This window comes from Promicromonospora kroppenstedtii DSM 19349, from assembly GCF_000515355.1.
GTDB classification, from domain to species: Bacteria; Actinomycetota; Actinomycetes; order Actinomycetales; family Cellulomonadaceae; genus Promicromonospora; species Promicromonospora kroppenstedtii.
This window is the reverse complement of sequence record NZ_KI911603.1, coordinates 14825-18732: the sequence shown is the minus strand read 5'-3', so window position 1 is coordinate 18732 and position 3908 is coordinate 14825. Positions and strand designations below refer to the sequence as shown.

The window sequence follows — 3908 nt, the reverse complement described above, 5'->3', positions numbered from 1 at the left end:
CGGCGGGTCCCGGGCCCGACCGCGGCGCCGGGGCGCTCCACGGCCCGGAGGAACGCCTGGTTGGCGTCCGCGCGCTCCAGGGCCTCCGCCCGGGTGCCGACCAGCCTGCTGGTCCCGTTCACGACCGTGGCCGCGAGGCCGGAACCGCGTCGGACCAGCGCCCTCCGTATCGAGTCTGGCGTCATTCGCTGCTCCGCTGCGGTGGGCTGGTGGGCTGGACGCTAAAGTAGCTGAGGTCCTCTCCGGTACGAAGAGCTGCGCCGAAGGCAGGGCACCTCGTTCGATAGGGTCGTTCCGACTCCCGTCCCTACCTCCAGAGATTAGGCCATGCCCGACCAGACAACCCCCTCAGCGATCGTCATCATCCCTGCTCGTGGCGGCTCGCAGGGCGTACCCCTGAAGAACCTCGCGCGGGTGGACGGGATCACGCTCGTCGGGCGTGCCGTCCAGGCGTCGCTCGCGGCCCCGTCGGTGGCCGAGGTCATCGTCTCGACCGACCACGACGAGATCGCTGCCGAGGCCCGCCTGCACGGAGCGCGCGTCGTGGCGCGCCCCGCGGAGATCGCCGGCGGCACGGCCTCCTCCGAGTCGGCGCTGCTGCACGTGCTGGACCGCGTGGAGGCCGGCGACGGCGGCCTGCCCGCCCAGGAGATCCCGCCCGTGACCGTGCTGGTGCAGTGCACCTCGCCGTTCATCGACCCCGAGGACCTGGACACGGCGATCCGCCGCGTCACGGCCGGCGAGAAGGACGTGGTGGTCGCGGTCTCCGAGACCCACGACTTCCAGTGGCGCATCGACGACGGCGTCGCGAGCCCTGTGGGACACACCACCGAGTACCGGCCGCGCCGCCAGGAGCGGGCGCCGCACTTCCGCGAGACCGGTGCCTTCTATGTGATGAGGACCGACGGGTTCCGTGCAGGCAGTACGCGCTTCTTCGGCGACGTCGGCATCCAGCCGGTCGCCTCGGAGTGGGCCATCGAGATCGACGAGCCGCGCGACCTGTGGCTCGCCCGCCAGCTCGTGGACCAGGAGAGCGACGCGGCGCCGCAGCCGCTCGACGTGGACGCGCTGGTCACCGACTTCGACGGCGTGCACACCGACGACCACGCCTACGTCGACCAGGACGGCACCGAGCAGGTGCGCGTGAGCCGCGGCGACGGCATGGGAGTGTCCCGCCTGCGGAAGACCGGCCTGCCCTTCCTCATCCTGTCGACCGAGACCAACAAGGTGGTCGCCTCGCGTGCCGACAAGCTGAAGGTGCAGGTCATGCACGGTGTCGAGGACAAGGCCCGCGCGCTGCGGGCCTGGATGGCCGAGCACGACCTCGACCCCGCACGGGTCGCGTACGTCGGCAACGACGTGAACGACCTCGCCGCGATGGCCGTCGTCGGGTGGCCCGTCGCGGTCGCCGACGCCCGTCCCGAGGTCAAGGCGCAGGCCAGGCTCGTACTGGCCCGCGAGGGCGGGAACGGTGCGGTTCGTGAGATCTGTGACCGTATACTCGCTGCGCGTCCGGGTGAAGTCACCTCCAGTACGGCAGCTGCCCAGGCCCCCGTCGTCGCCGGTTAGTCCCGACGACACGTAACAGCACTACCCTGTGCTAGACCCTTTCGGAAGGACCTTCTTATGAGCGCGACGAACGCGCAGCCCGCGCCGGTCACTATCGGCGACCTGCAGGTCGGCGCCGACCAGCCCGTGTACGTGATCGGTGAGATCGGCATCAACCACAACGGTGACGTCGAGATCGCCAAGAAGCTGATCGATGTCGCGGTCGAGGCCGGATGCCAGGCCGTGAAGTTCCAGAAGCGCACTCCGGAGATCAGCACGCCGAAGGACCAGCGTGACAAGATCCGTCAGACGCCCTGGGGCGAGATGACGTACCTCGAGTACAAGTACAAGGTTGAGTTCGAGGAGCCCGAGTACACGGAGATCGACGCGTACGCCAAGGAGAAGGGCGTCCAGTGGTTCGCCTCTCCGTGGGACGCCCCCTCGGTGGACTTCCTGGAGAAGATGGGCGTGCCGACCCACAAGGTCGCCTCCGCCTCCGTGACGGACCACGAGATGCTCCGTGCGCTCGCCGCCACCGGCAAGCCGATCATCCTCTCGACCGGTATGTCGACGCTGGAGCAGATCGACGCGGCCGTGGAGATCCTGGACACGAGCAAGCTCGTGATCCTGCACGCCACGTCGACCTACCCGCTCCCCCCCGAGGAGGCGAACCTGCGCACCATCACGACGCTGCAGGAGCGCTACGGCGTGCCCGTCGGCTACTCGGGCCACGAGACCGGCCTGCAGATCTCGCTCGCGGCCGTGGCGCTGGGCGCCGTCGCCGTGGAGCGGCACATCACGCTCGACCGCGCCATGTGGGGCTCGGACCACGCCTCCTCGCTCGAGCCCAAGGGGCTGGAGAACCTGGTGCGCGACATCCGCATCCTCGAGAAGGCTCTCGGTGACGGCCAGAAGCGCGTCATGCCCGGCGAGTTCTCGCCGATGTCGCGTCTGCGTCGCGTCGACGCCTGACACCTGGCGCCTGAACCCAGGCGGAGGCCCTATGCTCGGGCGCACATCGCCTGAGCCGAGGCACCAAGCGGACCCGGTGGCCACTAGGCCCTGAGCCCGTGAAGTACATCGTCGGAGGCGGGTGCCGCACATGCGGTACCCGCCTCTGATGTTCCCGGATCTGTCAGAACACAAGACTGTGGGCCACAGCGGCCCGGCCATCGCGTCGACGAGAGGAGGCCTCGTGCCCGAGCGGGTAGAGGCGGCGAGCATGCCGTTGGTGACGGTGGTGGCCGTCGTACGTGACGAGGAGCCCTACCTCGAGGCGATGGTGCGCTCCATCCTGAACCAGGACTACCCCCACCCCCTGCACATGGTGCTCGCGGTGGGACCCTCCAAGGACCGGACCCGGGAGATCGCCGACAAGCTGGCGGTCGAGACAGGTCGCGTCACCGTGGTGGACAACCCGACGGGCTCCAAGCCGCTCGGCCTGAACGCGGGCCTGGAGCGCATGCCCGACGGGCACTCGATCTTCGTGCGCGTGGACGGCCACACCGTGGCCGAGCCCACGTACGTGCGCCGCGCGGTGGAGGCCCTCCAGGCCGCGGGCGCGGACGGCGTCGGCGGGCAGATGCTCCCCGTGGGCGACACCCCCGTCCAGAAGGCCGTGGCGCGCGCCATGAGCCACCCGGCCGGGCTGGGCGCCGCGTCGTTCCACACGGGCGGCAGCGCCGGGCCCGCCGAGACCGTCTACCTGGGCACGTTCCGTCGCGAGGCCCTGGAGCGCGTGGGTGGCTACTCGCCCGTGTACGTGCGGGCCCAGGACTGGGAGCTGTGCCTGCGCCTGCGCAACAGCGGCAGCCTGCTGTGGTTCGACCCCTCGCTCGTGGTCGAGTACAAGCCGCGCCGCACGCTGGGCGCCGTCGCCACGCAGTTCTGGCGCACCGGCATGTGGCGGCGCGAGGTGGTGCGCCGCAACCCCGGCACCGCCAACCTGCGCTACCTGGCCCCGCCGACGGCCGTCGTCGCGATCGGCCTCTCGATCCTGCTGGTCGTGGCCGGGGCGATCACGGGCCTGACGCCGCTCCTGGTGCTCGGCCTCGTCGCGCCCGTCACGTACGCGCTCGGCGTGGTCGCCGCCGCGGCGCACGCCGCGACGCGCAAGCCGCGGCTCGACGTCCGCTCGGCCCTCGTGCTGCCGGTCACCCTGATGACCATGCACATGGCATGGGGGGCCGGGTTCCTGCGGGGCCTGACCGAGCGCGTCCGCACGGACGACGGCGTCTGACATCAGACCTGGCGCCCGGCTCCTGACGCCGGGGACCACCGAGGCGCCCACCCTGTGCGGGGTGGGCGCCTCGGTGCTCGAGCGGGATCTTCTCAGGCGTGCAGACGGCGTCGTGCGACGA

Annotated in this window: 4 protein-coding genes; 3 read left to right on the top strand and 1 reads right to left on the bottom strand. The window is 70.8% G+C overall.

What is annotated here, in order from left to right; all coding sequences use genetic code 11:
• The coding region (locus PROKR_RS36790) for a hypothetical protein (RefSeq protein WP_036959515.1) at positions 1-185 on the bottom strand (185 nt) is incomplete at its 3' end.
• A 142-nt stretch (positions 186-327) separates the two neighbouring features.
• On the opposite strand from PROKR_RS36790, the gene PROKR_RS36785 reads away from it, so the two are divergent.
• From PROKR_RS36785 to PROKR_RS03415, 3 genes are all read left to right on the top strand, one after another.
• Positions 328-1569, top strand: a complete 1242-nt coding sequence (locus PROKR_RS36785; protein WP_036959514.1) for an acylneuraminate cytidylyltransferase — start codon at positions 328-330, stop codon at positions 1567-1569.
• Between the two features lie 57 nt (positions 1570-1626).
• On the top strand, positions 1627-2520 hold the full coding sequence (locus tag PROKR_RS36780; protein ID WP_036959513.1) for an N-acetylneuraminate synthase family protein: 894 nt from the start codon (positions 1627-1629) through the stop codon (positions 2518-2520).
• A 223-nt stretch (positions 2521-2743) separates the two neighbouring features.
• On the top strand, positions 2744-3787 hold the full coding sequence (locus PROKR_RS03415) for a glycosyltransferase family 2 protein (RefSeq protein WP_245605679.1): 1044 nt from the start codon (positions 2744-2746) through the stop codon (positions 3785-3787).
• Positions 3788-3908 lie beyond the last annotated feature (121 nt).